General features: G+C 76.4%; 11 protein-coding genes. 8 read left to right on the top strand and 3 right to left on the bottom strand.

Annotated features, from left to right (window positions below; all coding sequences use genetic code 11):
- Window positions 1–2 precede the first annotated feature (2 nt).
- Window positions 3–1,529, top strand: coding sequence for a sugar transferase (locus OKX07_RS04020; protein WP_265630569.1), 1,527 nt, complete (start codon window positions 3–5; stop codon window positions 1,527–1,529).
- Window positions 1,530–1,536: 7 nt separating this feature from the next.
- Here the strand turns inward: OKX07_RS04020 and OKX07_RS04015 are convergent, their stop codons facing one another.
- Window positions 1,537–2,781, bottom strand: a complete 1,245-nt coding sequence (locus OKX07_RS04015; RefSeq protein WP_265630568.1) for a M20 metallopeptidase family protein — start codon at window positions 2,779–2,781, stop codon at window positions 1,537–1,539.
- Window positions 2,782–2,992: 211 nt separating this feature from the next.
- Here OKX07_RS04015 and OKX07_RS04010 point away from each other — a divergent pair, with 211 nt between their 5' ends.
- The 7 genes from OKX07_RS04010 (at window position 2,993) to OKX07_RS03980 (ending at window position 14,167) form a co-directional block, all read left to right on the top strand.
- Window positions 2,993–3,913 carry a hypothetical protein gene (locus OKX07_RS04010; RefSeq protein ID WP_265630567.1) on the top strand — a complete coding sequence of 307 codons (921 nt, stop codon included), beginning with the start codon at window positions 2,993–2,995 and terminating at the stop codon, window positions 3,911–3,913.
- 85 nt (window positions 3,914–3,998) lie between these two features.
- Window positions 3,999–6,380: a helicase-associated domain-containing protein gene (locus OKX07_RS04005; protein ID WP_265630566.1), complete on the top strand. Its 2,382-nt coding sequence runs from the start codon at window positions 3,999–4,001 to the stop codon at window positions 6,378–6,380.
- Window positions 6,381–6,500: 120 nt separating this feature from the next.
- On the top strand, window positions 6,501–8,147 hold the full coding sequence (locus tag OKX07_RS04000) for a DNA repair helicase XPB (RefSeq protein ID WP_265630565.1): 1,647 nt from the start codon (window positions 6,501–6,503) through the stop codon (window positions 8,145–8,147).
- 194 nt (window positions 8,148–8,341) lie between these two features.
- Complete coding sequence (locus tag OKX07_RS03995) at window positions 8,342–9,877, top strand: hypothetical protein (RefSeq protein ID WP_265630564.1); 1,536 nt, start codon at window positions 8,342–8,344, stop codon at window positions 9,875–9,877.
- A 165-nt stretch (window positions 9,878–10,042) separates the two neighbouring features.
- Complete coding sequence (locus tag OKX07_RS03990; protein ID WP_265630563.1) at window positions 10,043–12,127, top strand: TPM domain-containing protein; 2,085 nt, start codon at window positions 10,043–10,045, stop codon at window positions 12,125–12,127.
- A gap of 116 nt (window positions 12,128–12,243) precedes the next feature.
- Window positions 12,244–13,023 carry a PspA/IM30 family protein gene (locus OKX07_RS03985; RefSeq protein ID WP_265630562.1) on the top strand — a complete coding sequence of 260 codons (780 nt, stop codon included), beginning with the start codon at window positions 12,244–12,246 and terminating at the stop codon, window positions 13,021–13,023.
- A gap of 106 nt (window positions 13,024–13,129) precedes the next feature.
- Window positions 13,130–14,167: a GNAT family N-acetyltransferase gene (locus OKX07_RS03980; RefSeq protein ID WP_265630561.1), complete on the top strand. Its 1,038-nt coding sequence runs from the start codon at window positions 13,130–13,132 to the stop codon at window positions 14,165–14,167.
- On the opposite strand, the gene OKX07_RS03975 is transcribed toward OKX07_RS03980, so the two are convergent.
- The gene (locus OKX07_RS03975; RefSeq protein WP_265630560.1) at window positions 14,160–16,025 is read right to left on the bottom strand and encodes a heavy metal translocating P-type ATPase; all 1,866 of its coding nucleotides are present in this window, start codon (window positions 16,023–16,025) and stop codon (window positions 14,160–14,162) included. The two genes, OKX07_RS03980 and OKX07_RS03975, sit on opposite strands and share 8 nt — an antisense overlap.
- Window positions 16,026–16,100: 75 nt before the next feature.
- Window positions 16,101–16,364, bottom strand: a complete 264-nt coding sequence (locus OKX07_RS03970) for a heavy-metal-associated domain-containing protein (protein WP_265630559.1) — start codon at window positions 16,362–16,364, stop codon at window positions 16,101–16,103.
- Window positions 16,365–16,377 lie beyond the last annotated feature (13 nt).

The raw sequence follows: 16,377 nt of genomic DNA, 5'->3' as shown, positions 1-16,377 counted from the left end.
CCATGGTCGTGGACCACGAGGTGACGACGCGCGGGCGCCGGGCGCCGGGCGCCGGACGACCCACGCCGCACGCGCTGCGCTGGGACCCGGCACGGACGTACACCCGCGGGCCGCGCCGGCCCGCCTGGGTCGTCCGGTTCCGCGCGCTGCTGCTGGTCAGCGACACCGTCGTCGTCACCACCGCCACGGTCGCCGCGTGGTGGTGGTGGGGTCGGCGCGACCCCGCCGTCACGTTCTTCGGCGTCGAGGTGCCGACGTCGGCGTGGCTCGCGGGCGTCGTCGCGGTGTGGCTGCTGGCGCTCGCGGCGGTGCGCTCGCGCTCCGAGCGCATCCTCGCGGTCGGTGTCACCGAGCAGCAGCGCGTGCTCAACGCGTCCGTGTTCGCGCTCGGCTCCGTGATGAGCGCGGCGTTCCTGGGGTACGCGGCGATCGCGCGCGACACCCTGGCCGGGGCGTTCGGCATCGGCCTGCTGGGGCTCATGGCCATGCGCCTGACGTGGCGTCACCGCCTCATCACGTGGCGGGCCGCCGGGCGGTGCAAGCGCAACGCGTTGCTCGTGGGTCCCCGCCGGGACGTCGTGCCGATGCTGCACGACCTGCGGCGCAACCACCGCGCGGGCTTCCGGGTCGTCGGCATCGCGCTCACCGACGCCGACCCGGAACCCGGCACCCGCATCGACGACGTCGAGACGTTCGGCCTCGGTGAGCTCGTGGACCGCGCGCACCACCCGCGCGTGACGACCGTCGTGCTCGCGGGCGACCTGCCCGGCGGCCGCGGGCAGATCCGCCGCCTCGGGTGGTCGCTCGAGGGTGCGGCCACCGAGCTCGTCCTGCCGAGCAGCGTCACGTACGTCGCCGGCCCGCGGATCCACCTGCGTCCCGTCGAGGGCATGCCGCTGGTCCACCTGTCCCTGCCGACGTACACGGGCGTGGCGTACGCGGCCAAGCGCGTCGTGGACGTGGTGGTGTCGTCCGCCGCGCTCGTCCTGCTCTCACCGCTGCTGCTGGCCGTGGCCGTGGCGATCAAGCTCGACGACGGCGGGCCCGTCCTGTTCCGGCAGCAGCGCGTCGGCAACCACGAGCAGCTGTTCACGATGCTGAAGTTCCGCACGATGGTCGTCGACGCCGAGACGCGGCTCACCGCGCTGCAGCAGGCGAACCAGGGCGCCGGCGTCCTGTTCAAGCTGCAGGACGACCCGCGCGTGACGCGCGTCGGCCACGTCCTGCGCGCCTGGTCGCTCGACGAGCTGCCGCAGTTCCTCAACGCCTTCGTCGGCACCATGTCCGTCGTCGGCCCGCGTCCGCCGCTGCCGCGCGAGGTCGCCCGCTACGACGGCGACGTGCACCGCCGCCTGCTCTCCAAGCCCGGCATCACGGGCCTGTGGCAGGTCAGCGGACGGTCGGACCTGTCGTGGGAGGAGAGCGTGCAGCTCGACCTGTCGTACGTCGAGAACTGGTCGCTGTCCGGGGACCTCATGATCATCCTGCGCACGTTCCGGTGCGTGCTGGCACGCGCCGGGGCGTACTGACGGGCCGTCAGGCGGGCGCGTCCTGCGCGAGCCGGTCGAGCGCGAGCGCCGCGAGGACCGCCGAGCTCGTCGTCAGGGCCTCGTCGGAGAAGCGCGCACGCGGCGAGTGGTTGTACGGGGCGGTCTGCGGGTCGTCGCCCGCGGGCGTCGCACCGACGAACACGAACGCGCCGGGCACCTCCTGCAGGACGTACGAGAAGTCCTCGGCCCCCGGCACGGGCGTCGGCGCGTCGACCCACGCCTGCTCGCCGTACAACCCGCGCGTGAGGCGTTGCGCCCGCGCGACCTCGCCCGCGTCGTTGACCGTCACCGGGTAGCCGCGGCGGTAGTCGACCGTCGCGCTCAGGCCGTGCGCCGCCGCGACGTGCTGGCAGAGCCGGTCGATCCGGTCGGGCACCGCCGCGTGCGTCGCCGGGCTGAACGTGCGGACCGTCGCGTCCAGGTGCGCCAGGTCCGGGATGACGTTGTCCTTGGTGCCCGCCGCGATGCGGCCGACCGACACGACGACGGGGTCGAACACGTCGAACTGCCGCGTGACCATCGCCTGCAGCGCGAGCACGATCTCGGCGGCCACCGGGACGGGGTCGGCCGCGAGGTACGGCTTGGAGCCGTGCCCGCCGCGGCCGTGGACGGTGACGCGCACCGTGTCCGACGCCGCCATGAGCGTGCCCGGGCGCGACGCGACGACGCCCAGCGGGATCGTCGCGGCCATGACGTGCACCCCGTACGCCGCGACGACGCGCGTGCCGGCGGCGTCCAGGACACCCTCCTCGAGCATGACGCGCGCACCGCCGTGCCCCTCCTCGCCCGGCTGGAACATCAGGACGACGGACCCGGCGATCTGCTCCCGGCGCGCCGCGAGCAGCCGCGCCGCACCGACGAGCCCCGCGACGTGCAGGTCGTGACCGCACGCGTGCATGACGCCCGGGTGCTGCGACGTGAACTCCTCGTCGGTCTGCTCGGTGACCGGCAGGGCGTCCATGTCGCCGCGCAGCAGCACCGCCGGGCCCGGCCTGGCGCCGCGGAGCACGGCCGTGACCGACGACAGACCGCGTCCCGTGACCACCTCGACGTCGAGGTCCGCGAGCGCGTCGACCACGAGCGCCTGCGTGAGCGGCAGGTCCAGGCCCGTCTCCGGGACGCGGTGCAGCGCGTGGCGCAGCGCGGCCGTGCGCGGCAGCTCCAGTGCGGCGTCGTCGCGGAGGGCCGCCAGCACGCCCTCGTCCAGCACCCTGCACTCGTCCAGCCCCATGCGGCCACCCTGCCACAGCCGGGGGGCCCCGACGCGGGCACGCGGACGCGGCAGGCACGGCCGGCGCGGTGGACGCGGCGGACGCGGTGCACGCGGTGGACGCGGCGGGAGGAGTACCGCCACCCGGGTGCCGTCCCACGTTCGGGGGGTCCGCGGCCCGGGTGCCGCGTCGCGGCACGTCGACGGCCCGGGGCTGCCTACCCTTGCCCCCGTGTCCACGAGCGCCGGCGCCGGCGGCCCCGCGGCGTCGCCGGACGAGCCGCCGACGGGTCCCCGACGCACGCCGTCGTGGGCACCGGTCCCGGGTGCCCCGCCCCACCCGCAGGCCGTCGTGCGGGATCCCGCGCAGGCCGCCGTGCAGGACCCCGCGCAGGCCGTCGTGCCGCCTCGTGCCGCGGGTCCCGGGCGTCGTCGCGTGCCCCCCGCGACGCTGGCCGCGACCGCGGCGGCGCTGGTGATCACAGCAGCCGTGACCGCAACCGCCATCGGGGGCACCCGGGGTGACGGCGGCGCGGCCGCCGCGCCCACCCCGTCCACCACCGTCACCGCCGAGGCGCCCGCGACGACCGAGCTGGCGCGCGAGGTGGGCCGCCTCCGGGTGGACCTGGCCGTGGCCCGGGCGACGTGGTCGGGGTGGCAGGCGCAGGCGGTCGACCTGCCCGAGCTCCGCGAGCTGGGGACGGCAGTCGAGGCCGCGCAGGCGTGGCTCGACGCCTACGCCGCGCCGACGTCGATGCAGGAGGAGGAGCGCCTGCGGACCGAGGTGGCCGCCCACCGGGAGGCGCTCGCGACGCTCGTCGCGGCGCTCGCGCCCAGCCCCGCGGCGTCCTCCCGCGCCACCGCGACGCCGGGAGGCTCACCGGCACCCGCCCCGACGACCCCCGGCGCGCGGGCGACCCGTTCCCCGACCCCGTCGGCACCGCCGCCCACCGCCCCGCCGGCCGGCACGGTCCCGGACCCGACGCCGGCCGACCCCGCGGCGGACCCCACCACCGACCCCCGACCGAGCCCCGAGCCGACCCTGTGGACCCCGCCCGACGTCCCGGGGCCGACGGCCTCGCCGTCCCCCGACCCGACCACCCCGCCGCCGACGGGCGGGGACGGTCCCACGCCTGCGCCCGGGCCTGCCTGACGGCACGAGGCTCGGCACGAGGCTCGGCCCCAGAACTTCGGGGCTCGGCACCGGGACCGCGCAGGACGCACGTATCGTGGTGCGGATGGCCACGTTCACCGGGTACCTGCGCGCACGCAGCGACGACGAGCTCGTCGCGCTGCTCGTGCGCCGCCCGGACCTGGCCACGCCGCACCCCGCGACGCTCGCGTCCCTGGCGGCCCGCGCGACGAGCCGCTCGAGCCTGGACCGCGTCCTGACCTGGGTCGACGCGGCCGTGCTGCAGGTCGTCGAGTCGGTCGTCGTCGTCACCGCGACCCCCGGGACGCCCGCGCCGTCGCGCGCCGCGGTGCACGCGGCGGTGGGCACGGGCCCCGACGACCAGGCCGCGGTGGACCGGGCCGTCGACGACGCCGTGGCGCTCGCGCTGCTGTGGCCCGACGACGACGGCGGCCTGCACGCCGCACCGGGCCTCGTCGACGCCCTGGGTGCGTCACCCGCCGGGCTCGCACCCGCGGCGGCTGGCGACCCCACGCCGCCCGCAGACCCCGCGGCCCTGCTCGCCGACGCGCCCGCCGGCGCCGCGCAGGTCCTCGACGCGCTGACGTGGGGGCCGCCCGTGGGGCTCGTGCCGCCCGCCGGCACGAGCGCCGGTGACGCCGTGGCGTGGCTGCTCGCACGCGGGCTGCTGACCCGCGGGGACGGGCGTCACGTGATCCTGCCGCGGCCCGTCGCGCTCGCGCTGCGCGACGGCCGCACGCACCGCGCCCCGGCGCTCCCGCCCGTGTTCACCGGCGCTCCCGTGCGGGCCACGGCGCTCGTCGCGGCGGAGTCCGCCGCCGCGGCCGAGCAGACCGTGCGGCTGGTCCGGCAGCTGCTGATCCGCTGGGAGCAGGCGCCGCCCAACGTCCTGCGCGCCGGCGGCCTGGGTGCGCGCGACCTGCACCGCACCGCGCTGGGCCTCGACGTCGACGACGCGCACGCCGCGTGGCTCGTCGAGACGGCCGCGGCCGCGGGCCTGCTCGCCGACGACGGCGAGGAGTCCCCGGTGTTCGTCCCGACGCTCGAGGCCGACGTGTGGGCCGCGCGCGACGTGCCCCCGCGGTGGGCGGCGCTCGCGCGTGCGTGGCTCACGTCGGCGCGCACGCCGTGGCTCGTCGGCGGACGCGACGAGCGCGGAGCCCTGCGCGCCGCCCTCGACCCCGAGCTGACGCGGCCGTGGGTGCCGCGGCTGCGGCGCGCGGTGCTCGACGTGCTCGCCGCGGCGCCCGCCGGTGCGGCCGTCGCCGCCGAGGACGTCCACCGGGCGCTGCGCTGGCGCTCGCCCCGGTCGGTGCCGCCGCTGTCCGCGGTCGACGCCGTCCTGGCCGACGCCGCACGCCTCGGCGTCCTGGGCGCGGGCGCACTGGCCTCGGCGGGGCGCGCGCTGCTCACCGACGCCGACGCGGCCGCCGCGCTGGCCGCCGACCTGCCCGCCCCCGTCGACGAGATCCTGCTGCAGGGCGACCTCACGGGCGTCGTCCCCGGGCGCCCCGGTGAGGACCTCGAGGACCTGCTGGAACGCGCCGCGGACGTCGAGTCGCGCGGCGGGGCCGTCACCGTGCGGTTCACCGCCGACTCCGTGCTGCGGGCGCTCGACGCGGGCACCAGCGCCGACGACCTGCTCGGACGGCTGTCCGCGGCGGCCCGCGGCCGCGTGCCGCAGGCCCTGGAGTACCTCGTGCGGGACGTCGCCCGCCGCCACGGGCGGGTGCGGGCGGGCGCCGCGTCGTCGTACGTGCGCGCCGACGACCCCACGTTGCTCGCCGGCCTGGCCGACGACCCACGACTCGCCGTCCTGGGGCTGCGGCTGCTCGCACCCACCGTCCTCGTCGCCGACGCGTCCCCGGCGGAGCTGCTCGCCGCGCTGCGCGCCCGCGGGCTCGCACCCGTCGCCGAGGACGCGCGCGGCGTCGTCGTGCACGCCGTCGCGCCCGAGCGCCGCGTCCGGGCGCGCGGCCGGCGGTCCACCCCGCCGCCCGACCGTCAGGTGCCGGACCGCGCCGCAGCCGTCGTCGCGACCCTGCGCCGCTCCGACGCGCCGGAGGCGGCCGTGTCCTCGCTGCCGGCCTCGGTCCCGCCACGGCCGCTGCGCACGCCGCCGACCCACCAGCCGTCCACCACCGGGCGCCGGACCCCACCCGCCGTGGCGTCCGGCGGGGGCGTGCGGGCTGCCGGGAGCACGGGCGCGGACGGTGGCGGCGGGGAGCGTCGCGGAACATCCGAGGTCGGGGACGTGTTGGTCGTGCTGCGGGAGGCGGCGCAGGCGAAGACGTCCGTGTGGGTCGAGATCGTGGGCGCCGACGGGCGCGCCGAACGTCGGCTCGTCCGCCCGCTGAAGGTCGACGGCGGCCGGCTGCGGGCCCTCGACCCGCGCCGCGAGGCCGAGCTCACCGTCGCGGTCCACCGCATCGCCGACGTCACCCCCGCCGACCCGCCCACCCCGTGAACCCGAGAGAACCGGGCCCACCACCCCCCGACACCTCGGTCTCGCGAGACCGAGAAACCCGGGACCGCACGGCCCAGAAGTCTCGGTCTCGCGAGACCACCGATCCCAGGGAGAACCCGAGTGCCCGACGGCCCGCTGATCGTCCAGTCCGACAAGACCCTCCTGCTGGAGGTCGACCACGACCAGGCCGACGCGTGCCGCCGTGCCATCGCCCCGTTCGCCGAGCTCGAGCGCGCCCCCGAGCACGTCCACACCTACCGGCTGACCCCGCTGGGCCTGTGGAACGCGCGCGCCGCCGGGCACGACGCCGAGCAGGTCGTCGACACGCTCCTGGAGTTCAGCCGCTACCCCGTGCCGCACGCGCTGCTCGTCGACGTGGCCGAGATCATGTCGCGGTACGGCCGCCTGCAGCTGGTCCAGGACCCGGTGCACGGCCTGGTGCTGCACGCGCTCGACGCGGCGGTGCTCGCCGAGGTCATGAAGTCGCGGCGCACCGCGGGCCTGCTCGGCGAGCGTCTCGACGCGACGGACGTCGTCGTGCACCCGTCCGAGCGCGGCCACCTCAAGCAGGTGCTCGTCAAGCTCGGCTGGCCGGCCGAGGACCTCGCCGGGTACGTGAACGGCGAGGCCCACGCGATCGGCCTGCTGGAGGACGGCTGGTCGCTGCGGCCGTACCAGCAGCAGGCCATCGACGGGTTCTTCCACGGCGGGTCGGGCGTCGTGGTGCTGCCCTGCGGCGCCGGCAAGACGCTCGTCGGGGCGGGGGCCATGGCGCGGTCGTCGACGACGACGCTGATCCTGGTGACCAACACCGTCTCCGCGCGGCAGTGGCGCGACGAGCTGGTCAAGCGGACCACGCTCACCGAGGACGAGATCGGCGAGTACTCCGGCACGCGCAAGGAGATCCGGCCCGTCACGATCGCGACCTACCAGGTGCTGACGACGAAGCGGAAGGGCGTGTACACGCACCTCGAGCTGCTCGACGCCCGCGACTGGGGACTCGTCGTGTACGACGAGGTCCACCTGCTGCCTGCGCCGGTCTTCCGCATGACGGCCGACCTGCAGGCGCGTCGTCGGCTCGGGCTGACGGCGACGCTCGTGCGCGAGGACGGCCGCGAGGACGAGGTGTTCACGCTGATCGGGCCCAAGCGGTTCGACGCCCCGTGGAAGGACATCGAGGCGCAGGGGTACATCGCGCCGGCCGAGTGCGTCGAGGTGCGTCTGACGCTGCCCGACCACGAGCGCATGACGTACGCGACGGCGGAGCCGGAGGACCGGTACCGGCTCGCGGCCACCGCCGCGGGCAAGAACCGGGTCGTCGACGCGCTCGTCGCGAAGCACGCCGGTGAGCAGACGCTGGTCATCGGCCAGTACCTCGACCAGCTGCACGACCTCGCCGAGCACCTCGGTTCCGACCTGATCACGGGCGAGACGACCGTGCGGGAGCGCCAGCGCCTGTTCGAGGAGTTCCGCACCGGCCAGATCACGACCCTCGTCGTGTCGAAGGTCGCGAACTTCTCCATCGACCTGCCCGAGGCGTCCGTCGCGATCCAGGTGTCGGGGTCGTTCGGGTCCCGGCAGGAGGAGGCGCAGCGCCTCGGCCGCATCATGCGCCCCAAGGCCGACGGCAAGACCGCGCACTTCTACACGGTCGTCGCCCGCGACACGGTCGACCAGGACTTCGCGGCCCACCGGCAGCGCTTCCTGGCGGAGCAGGGCTACGCCTACACGATCGTGGACGCGGAGGACCTGGGCGTAGCCCGGTGACCGGTGGCACCGGGCGCAGGAGTGGTCACATGTGCGCCCACTTCCCCGCACCCACCCACCACGAGTGACCACTTCCGCAGCCCGCAGGGACACGGCGGTAGGGCGGCAACCGTCAGCACGGCCACAACGACGTTCGGGTCGCGCGACGCGAACTCGGCGGTCGGGAAGGTCTGCATCTCTGCCAGTATCGGCTGGTGTCTGCCGCCCACCTGCTCACCGCGCTCCTCGCCAGGGCGGTGGCCGTGGTCCTCACCGCCGCCGGTGCGGTCGGCACGCCCCTGGTCCGGCGCGTGCGACAGCGCCGCGAGGCCCGGCTGCTGTCCCGGGCTTCCGGTGCGCGGCAGGTGACGAGAGCGGCCGACGAGCACGCCGAGGTCGACACCCCGGACCTGGTCCGTCGGTCGGCATCCGCCCTGGTCGAGCTGGACGACGCCGTCCGGGCGACGAACCACGACCTCCCGCTCGCGCGGGTCCGGCTGGGACCGCGCCGCGCGCAGGAGCTCGAGGCCGTGCTGAAGGACGCACTGGCTGCCCACGCGCAGGTGTTCCAGCTGCGGCAGACCCTCGACGACGCGGTCCCCGACAGCGAGCGGGCGGTACGGGATGCCGCGACGCAGATCGTGCGCACGTGCCGGCGGGCGACGGCGCGGCTCGGGGCCCAGAGGAAAGCGATCGACGAGGTGCGCGCGCTCGAGGCGGACGTCGAGACCGTGCTCGTCGCGCTGGGGGACGACGCCGCGCGGTGGCGCCGTCGTGCCGAGTCCACCGGGAGGGCACTCGACGCGCTCACCGCCCTGTACTCGCCGGACGCCCTGGTGACCTTCGCGAGCGATCTCGACCAGGCCACGCTGCTGCTCGCGGAGGTCGACGAGACGCTCACGAGGGGTCGTGCGCGGGCGGTCGCCGGCGCCCGGCCGGGGGCAGTCGGGTGCGCGCGTGTCGCCGAGGAGGCGCTCGCCCAGGTCGCACGGCTCCTCGAGTCGGTCGAGTCCGCGGACGCCGAGCTGGCCGCCGCCGGCGCACGGCTCGACGCGAGCATCGCATCCCTCACGGCGGACCTCGCCGACGTCGAGCGACTGGCGTGCGACAACCCCCAGCTCGCCGCCCACACGCGCGAGGCCCAGGAGTCGCTCGCCGCGGCCGGCGCCGCGCGTCCCGGCACGGGCGACCCGCTCGCGGTACTGCGCCGACTGGCCGCCGCCGAGCTCGCGCTCGACGCGGCGCTGGCGCCGAGCCGCGCCGCCGAGGAACAGCTCCGGCGCGCTGCGTCACTGGTCAACGGTGCTCTTAGCCGCCTCGACGTCGCGCTGCGCGCGACCACGCTCTACATCGAGTCCCGCCGCGGTGTGGTCGGGTCCAGCGCCCGTACCCGGCTCGTGGAGGCCGAGCGGCTGCGCGTCTGGGCGAGCGGTCGGCGCGCGACCGATCCGGTGGCGGCGCTGGCCGACGTACAGCGGGCCGAGAGGCTCGTCGCCGAGGCGGAGAAGCTGGCCCTGCGTGACGTGCGCCGCGTCTCGCGGTACGGCGCGTCCTACGGTGCGCACGGTGCCACGGGCGGCATCCGCAGCGGCTGGCACCGCCGCGGGTCGGCCTGGGGAGACCCCGAGCACGACCCACCCCACGACGAGGAGGACAGCGGCGGGGGCCTGTGGGCCGAGGAGGGCTTCCTGGGTGCGCTCGCGGACTGGCGCAGCGGCTCCGGCGACGACGGCGACCGGGACGGCCGGTAGGGCGGCCGCAGTGGTGGTCACACACATGCCCACTACCCCGCACGCACCCACCACGAGTGACCACTTCCGCCCTGCCGCCGGCTCACACGCAGCAGCCCGGCAGCCGGAACCCCCCGCCCCCCGGCCGCGTTGCCACCTGTGGAGCCCTAAGAAAGGATCGACACCGTGCGTCTGGCTCGTCGTGCCCTGACCCCCCTCGCTGCCGTCGCCGTCGGGGCGGTCCTCGTCGTCGCGGGTGCGGGTGGTGCGTCCGCGGACGCGCCGTTCGACCTGGCGGGGGCGACGGTCGTCGACCGGGCGGGTGTCCTGTCCGACGTGACGTCCGTGCAGGACGCCGTCGACGAGGTCGCTGCGGACACGCCGTACCGGCTGACCGTGGTGTACGTCGACACGTTCGACGGTCTGGACCCCGAGACGTGGGTCGAGCGCACCGCCGACGCGTCGGGGCTGGGGTCGTCGGACGCGGTGCTCGCGGTCGCGGTCGACGACGCGCAGTACACGCTCGCGCCCACGACGCTGGGGTCGATCACGTCCGGGCAGCTCGACGACGTCGCGGCCGAGGTCGAGCAGGAGCTCTCCGGCGGCGACTGGGACGCGGCGGCGGTGGCGGCCGCGTCCGGGATCGTCGAGGCGGCGAGCGGCGGGGCGACCGGGTCCGACGGCGGATCCGACGCCGGCTCCGACTCCGGGTCCGGCGGTGGCCTCACCGCGCTGCTGCTCATCGGGCTGGCCGGCATCGTCGCGGTCCTGCTGTTCACGTTCCTGCGCCGCAAGCCGCAGCAGGCGGCGGGCGTCCTGCGGGACACCGCGGGCGCGACGCGCGTCGCGGTCGCCGCCGACGAGTTCGCGGCGCTGCCGACGGCCGAGCTGGACCGCCGCTCGGCGTCCGCCCTCGTCGCCCTCGATGACGCGCTGCGGGCGTCGGAGGACGAGCTCGGGTTCGCTCAGGCGCAGTTCGGTGGCGGGTCGACGCGCGAGTTCGAGGCCGTCCTCGTGCAGGGCAAGCAGACGGTGACCGAGGCGTTCCGGTTGCGGCAGACCCTCGACGACGACGTCCCCGACACCGAGGAGCAGGTGCGTGCCACGTCGGCGCAGATCCTGCGGCTGTGCGGGCAGGTGGAGGCGCAGCTCGACGAGCAGAAGGACGCGTTCGACCGGCTGCGCGCGATCGAGGCGCGCGTCGACGACGCGATCGAGGCGCACCAGCGCGAGACCGACCGGCTGCGGGGTCGCGTCGACCCGGCGCGCGCGGCCGTCGCCGCGCTGACGACGCGGTACTCCCCTGACACGCTCGGGACGGTCGCGGGCAACCCCGACCAGGCGGACCGGCTGCTCGACGACGTCGACTCCGCCCTCACGCAGGGTCGGGCACGCTCGGCCGCGGGCGACAAGGCCGGCGCCGTCGGCTTCGCGCGCGCCGCGGAGGAGGCGTTGGCGCAGGCCACGACGCTGCTCGCCGCGGTGGACTCGGCGGACGGCGAGCTCGCCGCCGCCGGCGCGCGCCTGGACGCCGGCATCGCGTCCCTCACGTCGGACCTCGCCGACGCCGCCCGGCTCGCACCCGGCGACCCGCAGGTCGCGCCGCACGCCCTCGAGGCGCGTTCGGCCGTCGAGGCGGCGACCGCTGCGCGCGGCGGCGCGGGCGACCCCCTCGCGGCACTGCGCCGCCTGACCACCGCCGAGGCCGCGATCGACGCGGCACTGGCACCTCGACGCGACGCCGTGGAGCGCGGGCAGCGCGCCCGCGCGCTGCTCGACGACACCCTCGGCCGTCTCGACTCGGCGGTCCGCGCCACGACCGACTACGTGAGCACCCGGCGCGGGGCCGTCGGCCCGCAGGCCCGGACCCGCCTCGCGGAGGCCGACCGGTTGCGGCTGCGCGCGCTCGACCAGGCAGCCACCGACCCCGAGGCGGCGCTCGCGACGGCCCAGCACGGCGAGCAGCTCGTCGCGGAGGCGCAGCGGCTCGCGCAGGTCGACGTCGAGAACGCGCGGTACGACGAGGACGACCGGCGCGGCGGGCAGGGCGGCGGGACGAACGTGGGCGGCATGATCCTCGGCGGCATCCTCATCGACTCGATCCTGCGCGGCGGTGGTCGCGGCGGTGGCGGTTGGGGCGGCGGCGGGGGCGGCTTCGGTGGCGGCGGCGGGTTCGGTGGCGGCGGCCACGGCGGGGGCTTCGGCGGCGGGTTCGGCGGCGGCGGGCGCGGCGGCGGCTTCGGCGGCGGGGGGCGCGGCGGCGGGTTCTGACACGACGTCGCCGCGTACCGGCGACGACGGGCTCACGCGGGCGCCGACGACGGCGACCGCGGCACGTGACACCGGGCGGACGTCCGGGTCGGCACCACACGGGAGGGCACGACACGATGACCGAGAAGCAGTCGATCTTCGGACGGATCGCGCAGCTGACGCGCGCGAACGTCAACGCGCTCATCGACCAGGCGGAGGACCCGCAGAAGATGCTCGACCAGCTCGTGCGTGATTTCACGGGCTCGATCTCCGACGCGGAGAAGGCCATCGCGCAGAGCATCGGCAACCTGCGCCTCGCGGAGCAGGACTACAACGAGGACGTCGCCGCGTCCCGCGACTGGGGCCAGAAGGCGGTGGCGGCGTCGTCGCGCGCCGACCAGTTCCGGGCCGCCGGGGACGTCGCCAACGCCGACAAGTTCGACAACCTCGCCAAGCTCGCGCTGGGCAAGCAGATCACCGCCGAGCAGGAGGTCCGCGACGCGGAGCCGATCATCGCCTCGCAGCGCGAGACGGTCGAGAAGCTCAAGACCGGCCTGGCGCAGATGAAGGACAAGCTCGGGCAGCTGAAGTCGCGCCGCGACACGCTCGTCGCGCGCCAGAAGTCCGCGCAGGCCCAGCGCCAGGTGCAGGAGGCGATCGGCTCGATCAACGTCCTCGACCCGACGAGCGAGATCGCGCGCTTCGAGGAGCGGGTGCGCCGCGAGGAGGCGTACGCGATGGGCCAGGCCGAGCTGGCGGCGTCGTCGCTGGACTCCCAGTTCGCCGAGCTCGAGCAGGCCGGTGAGCACATCGAGATCGAGGCGCGGCTCGCGGCGCTCAAGCAGGGCAGCGCCCCGCGGCAGATCGCGGCCACGACGGTCACGCCCGAGATCGGCACGGGCACCAGCGACGCCTGACCGTCCGTCGCGCACCCCTCGCCGTGCGACGAGGGGTGCGCGACGAGGGGTGCGTGACGCTGCCGGACGGGGTGCGCGGGCAGGACGTGCGCGACACTGGGCACCGATGACCTCTCACCGCTCGACCCCTGACCTGCCCGCCGACCTCCCTGACGGGTGGCGCGCCGACGTCCCCGGACGCGAGGACGTGGCCGGCCTCCACGCGCTGCGCGCGCGCCACGAGGTCGCAGCCCGTGGTGCCGAGTCCGCGGGTCCCGACGCGGCCCGGGCGGAGGTCGCCGGGGACGGCGCTGCGACCCGCACCCACCTGCTGGTCAGGGACGGGGCCGGTGCGGCCCGCGGGTGGGCGACCGTCCACGACCGTGCCGCCGGGCGGGTCCTCGTCGCCGTCGTCGTCGACCCCGACCTGGACGACGCCCTGGGCGACGTGATCGCCGCGCACCTCTTCGCGTGGGCCGAGGGCGCGGGGGTCGCGCAGGCACGGGCACGCGGACTGGAGCGCACCCAGCTCGACAGCGGCGCCTTCGAGGCCGACGCCCGCCACCAGCGCCGGCTCGCCGCCGCAGGCTACGAGCACGTCCGGACGTGGTGGCAGATGCGACGCCCGGTCGGCGAGGACGACCGCGGCGCCAGGCCCACGGGACCGGGCGTGCTGGTCCGCCACCTCGGCCGCCCGGAGGGTGGGATGCCGGGCGAGGACGACCTCGTGGCGGTGCACGACGTGCTCGAGCGGGCGTTCGTCGACCACTTCAACCACCACGAGGAGACGTTCGAGGAGTTCCTCGTCCGGCTGCGGCAGGACCCGGGCCACCGGTGGGACCACTGGTGGCTCGCCGAGCTGGTCGACGGCGACGGGGCCGAGGCCGTCGGCGTGCTCATCGCCAGCGCGTCCACCGACGACGCCGGACGCGCCGTCGGCAGCTACGTCGAGTACCTCGGGGTGACGCGGTCCGCCCGGGGGCGCGGCGTGGCGCGGTCGCTGATCGACGCGGTCGTCACGGACGCCGCCGAGCGCGGCCGGGAGCGGGTCGGGCTCGAGGTCGACGCCGACTCCCCCACGGGCGCGGCGGACCTGTACCTGTCGTCGGGCTTCACGACGTCGTACGCGACGCAGTCCTGGCACCGGTACGCCGGCATCATCTGACGCGACCCGCGGGCTGCGGTGCGCGCCGCAGCAGCCGCATGGCATTCGCGATGACGACGAGCACCGACGCCTCGTGGACGAGCATCCCGACCGCCATCGTCACACCACCGAGCAGCACCCCGGCGAGCAGCGCCGCGACGGTCACGAGGGCGACCGCGACGTTCTGCCGCATCACCCTCACCGTGCGCCGGGCCAGGCCCAGCGCGTGCGGCAGGCGCAGCAGGTCCTCGGCCATGAGGGCGACGTCGGCCGTCTCCACCGCCACCGCGGACCCGGCCGCACCCATCGCGACGCCGACGTCTGCGGCCGCGAGCGCAGGGGCGTCGTTGACACCGTCGCCGATCATCGCGACGACGTGCCCGCGGGCCTGCAGGTCACGCACCGCGTCGAGCTTGTCCTCGGGGAGCAGCCCGGCCCGGACCGTCGTCACACCGACCAGCGCCCCGACCGCGTCGGCCACGCGCTGCTGGTCACCGGTGAGCATGACGATCTCCCGCACCCCGGCCCGTCGCAGCCGGGCGACGGCCTCGGCGGCCTCGGGACGCACGGGGTCGGCGACGCCGATCACCCCGAGCACGTCGTCGTCGAGCGCCACGACCACGGGTGTGCGTCCGGCGGACGCCAGCGCGGTGACCGCGCCGTCGACCGCCGTCGTCGCGACCCCGTGCTGCTCCAGGAGCGCGAGGGTTCCCACGAGGATGCGTCGACCGTCGGCCCGGGCGACGAGGCCGCGTCCCACGACGGGCTGGACCTCGTCGGCCGGGGTCAGGTCGGGCACGGCCGACGCCGCTGCGACCACGGCCTCGGCCAGCGGGTGCCCGGAGCCGAGCTCCGCGCGGGCCGCCCACCGCAGGACGGTGTCGCGGTCGACGCCGTCGGTCGGGACGACGTCCGTCACCCGCGGCCGACCGGCCGTGAGCGTGCCCGTCTTGTCGAACGCCACCGCCGAGACCCGCGCGACCGTCTCCAGGTGCTCACCGCCCTTGACCAGGACGCCGTCCCGCGCGCCGCGTCCGATGCCCGCGACGATCGCCACCGGGACGGAGATCACCAGCGCACCCGGGCACCCGATGACGAGCAGGGTCAGGGCCAGCGCGACGTCCCCGGTGGCTGCGCCGGCCACGACCGACAGCGCGATGATCGCCGGCGTGTACCAGGCGGAGAAGCGGTCCATGAAGGCCGCGGCCCGCGCGCGGGCGTCCTGCGCCTCCTCCACGCGGTGCACGATCCGCGCCAGGGTCGTGTCCTGGCCGACGCCCGTGACCCGCACCCTCAGCATCCCGCCGTGCGACACGGTGCCCGCGAACACCCGGTCGTCGACGACCTTCTCGACGGGGATCGACTCCCCCGTCACCGACGCCTCGTCGACGGCTCCCGTGCCGCCCGTCACGACGCCGTCGACCGGCACGGCCGTCCCGTCGCGGACCACGACGGTCTCCCCCACGACGACCTCGTCCGCGGGCACCTCGACCTGCGCGCCGTCCCGCACGACCACCGCGGTGCGCGGCGCGGCCGCCACGAGGTCGGCGAGCGCCGCCCGCGTCCGGTGGAGCGTCGCGTCCGTCAGCGTGTGCCCCAGCGCGAACAGCAGCGTGACCGCCGCCGCCTCCCAGTAGTCGCCGATCACCACGGCTCCCGTCGCGGCGACCGCGACGAGCAGGTCGATCCCGACCACCCGTGCCGCCAGGGCGCGTGCCGCGCGACGTACCGTGCCCGCGCCTGCCACGACGGCCGCCGCGACCATGAGCAGGTCCGACCACGGCGGGGCGCCGCGCGTCACGAGCGCGGCGAGGACCAGGAGCCCGCCGACTGCGGGCACGGTCCAGCGGCGGTCCGGCCGGCGGCGGGGGGTGGTCATGATGTCTCCTCGATCGGGTGCTGCGGGGTGCTGCGGGGTGCTGCGGGTCGGCGGTGCGGGTCGCACGTGCCGACGTCAGGCGGGACGCGCCGTGTAGCCGGCGCGCGCGACCGCGGCGACGAGGTCGTCGACCGACACCCGCTGCGGGTCGTGCTCGATCTCGATGCGGGCCGACGCGAACCGCACCGTCACGGCGATGACGCCGTCGAGCGGTGCGAGCTTGCGCTCGATCGTCGCGACGCACGACGGGCAGCTGAAGCCGTCGGCGCGCAGCACGGTCCTGGTGGTCGCGGTCGTCGCGGTGTCGGTCGTCGTGGTGGCGGTCGTCGTGGTGTCCATGAGGTCCTCCTCG

Source organism: Cellulomonas sp. S1-8 (assembly GCF_026184235.1).
Taxonomy (GTDB): Bacteria; Actinomycetota; Actinomycetes; order Actinomycetales; family Cellulomonadaceae; genus Cellulomonas.
This window is presented reverse-complemented; position numbering and strand designations above follow the sequence as displayed.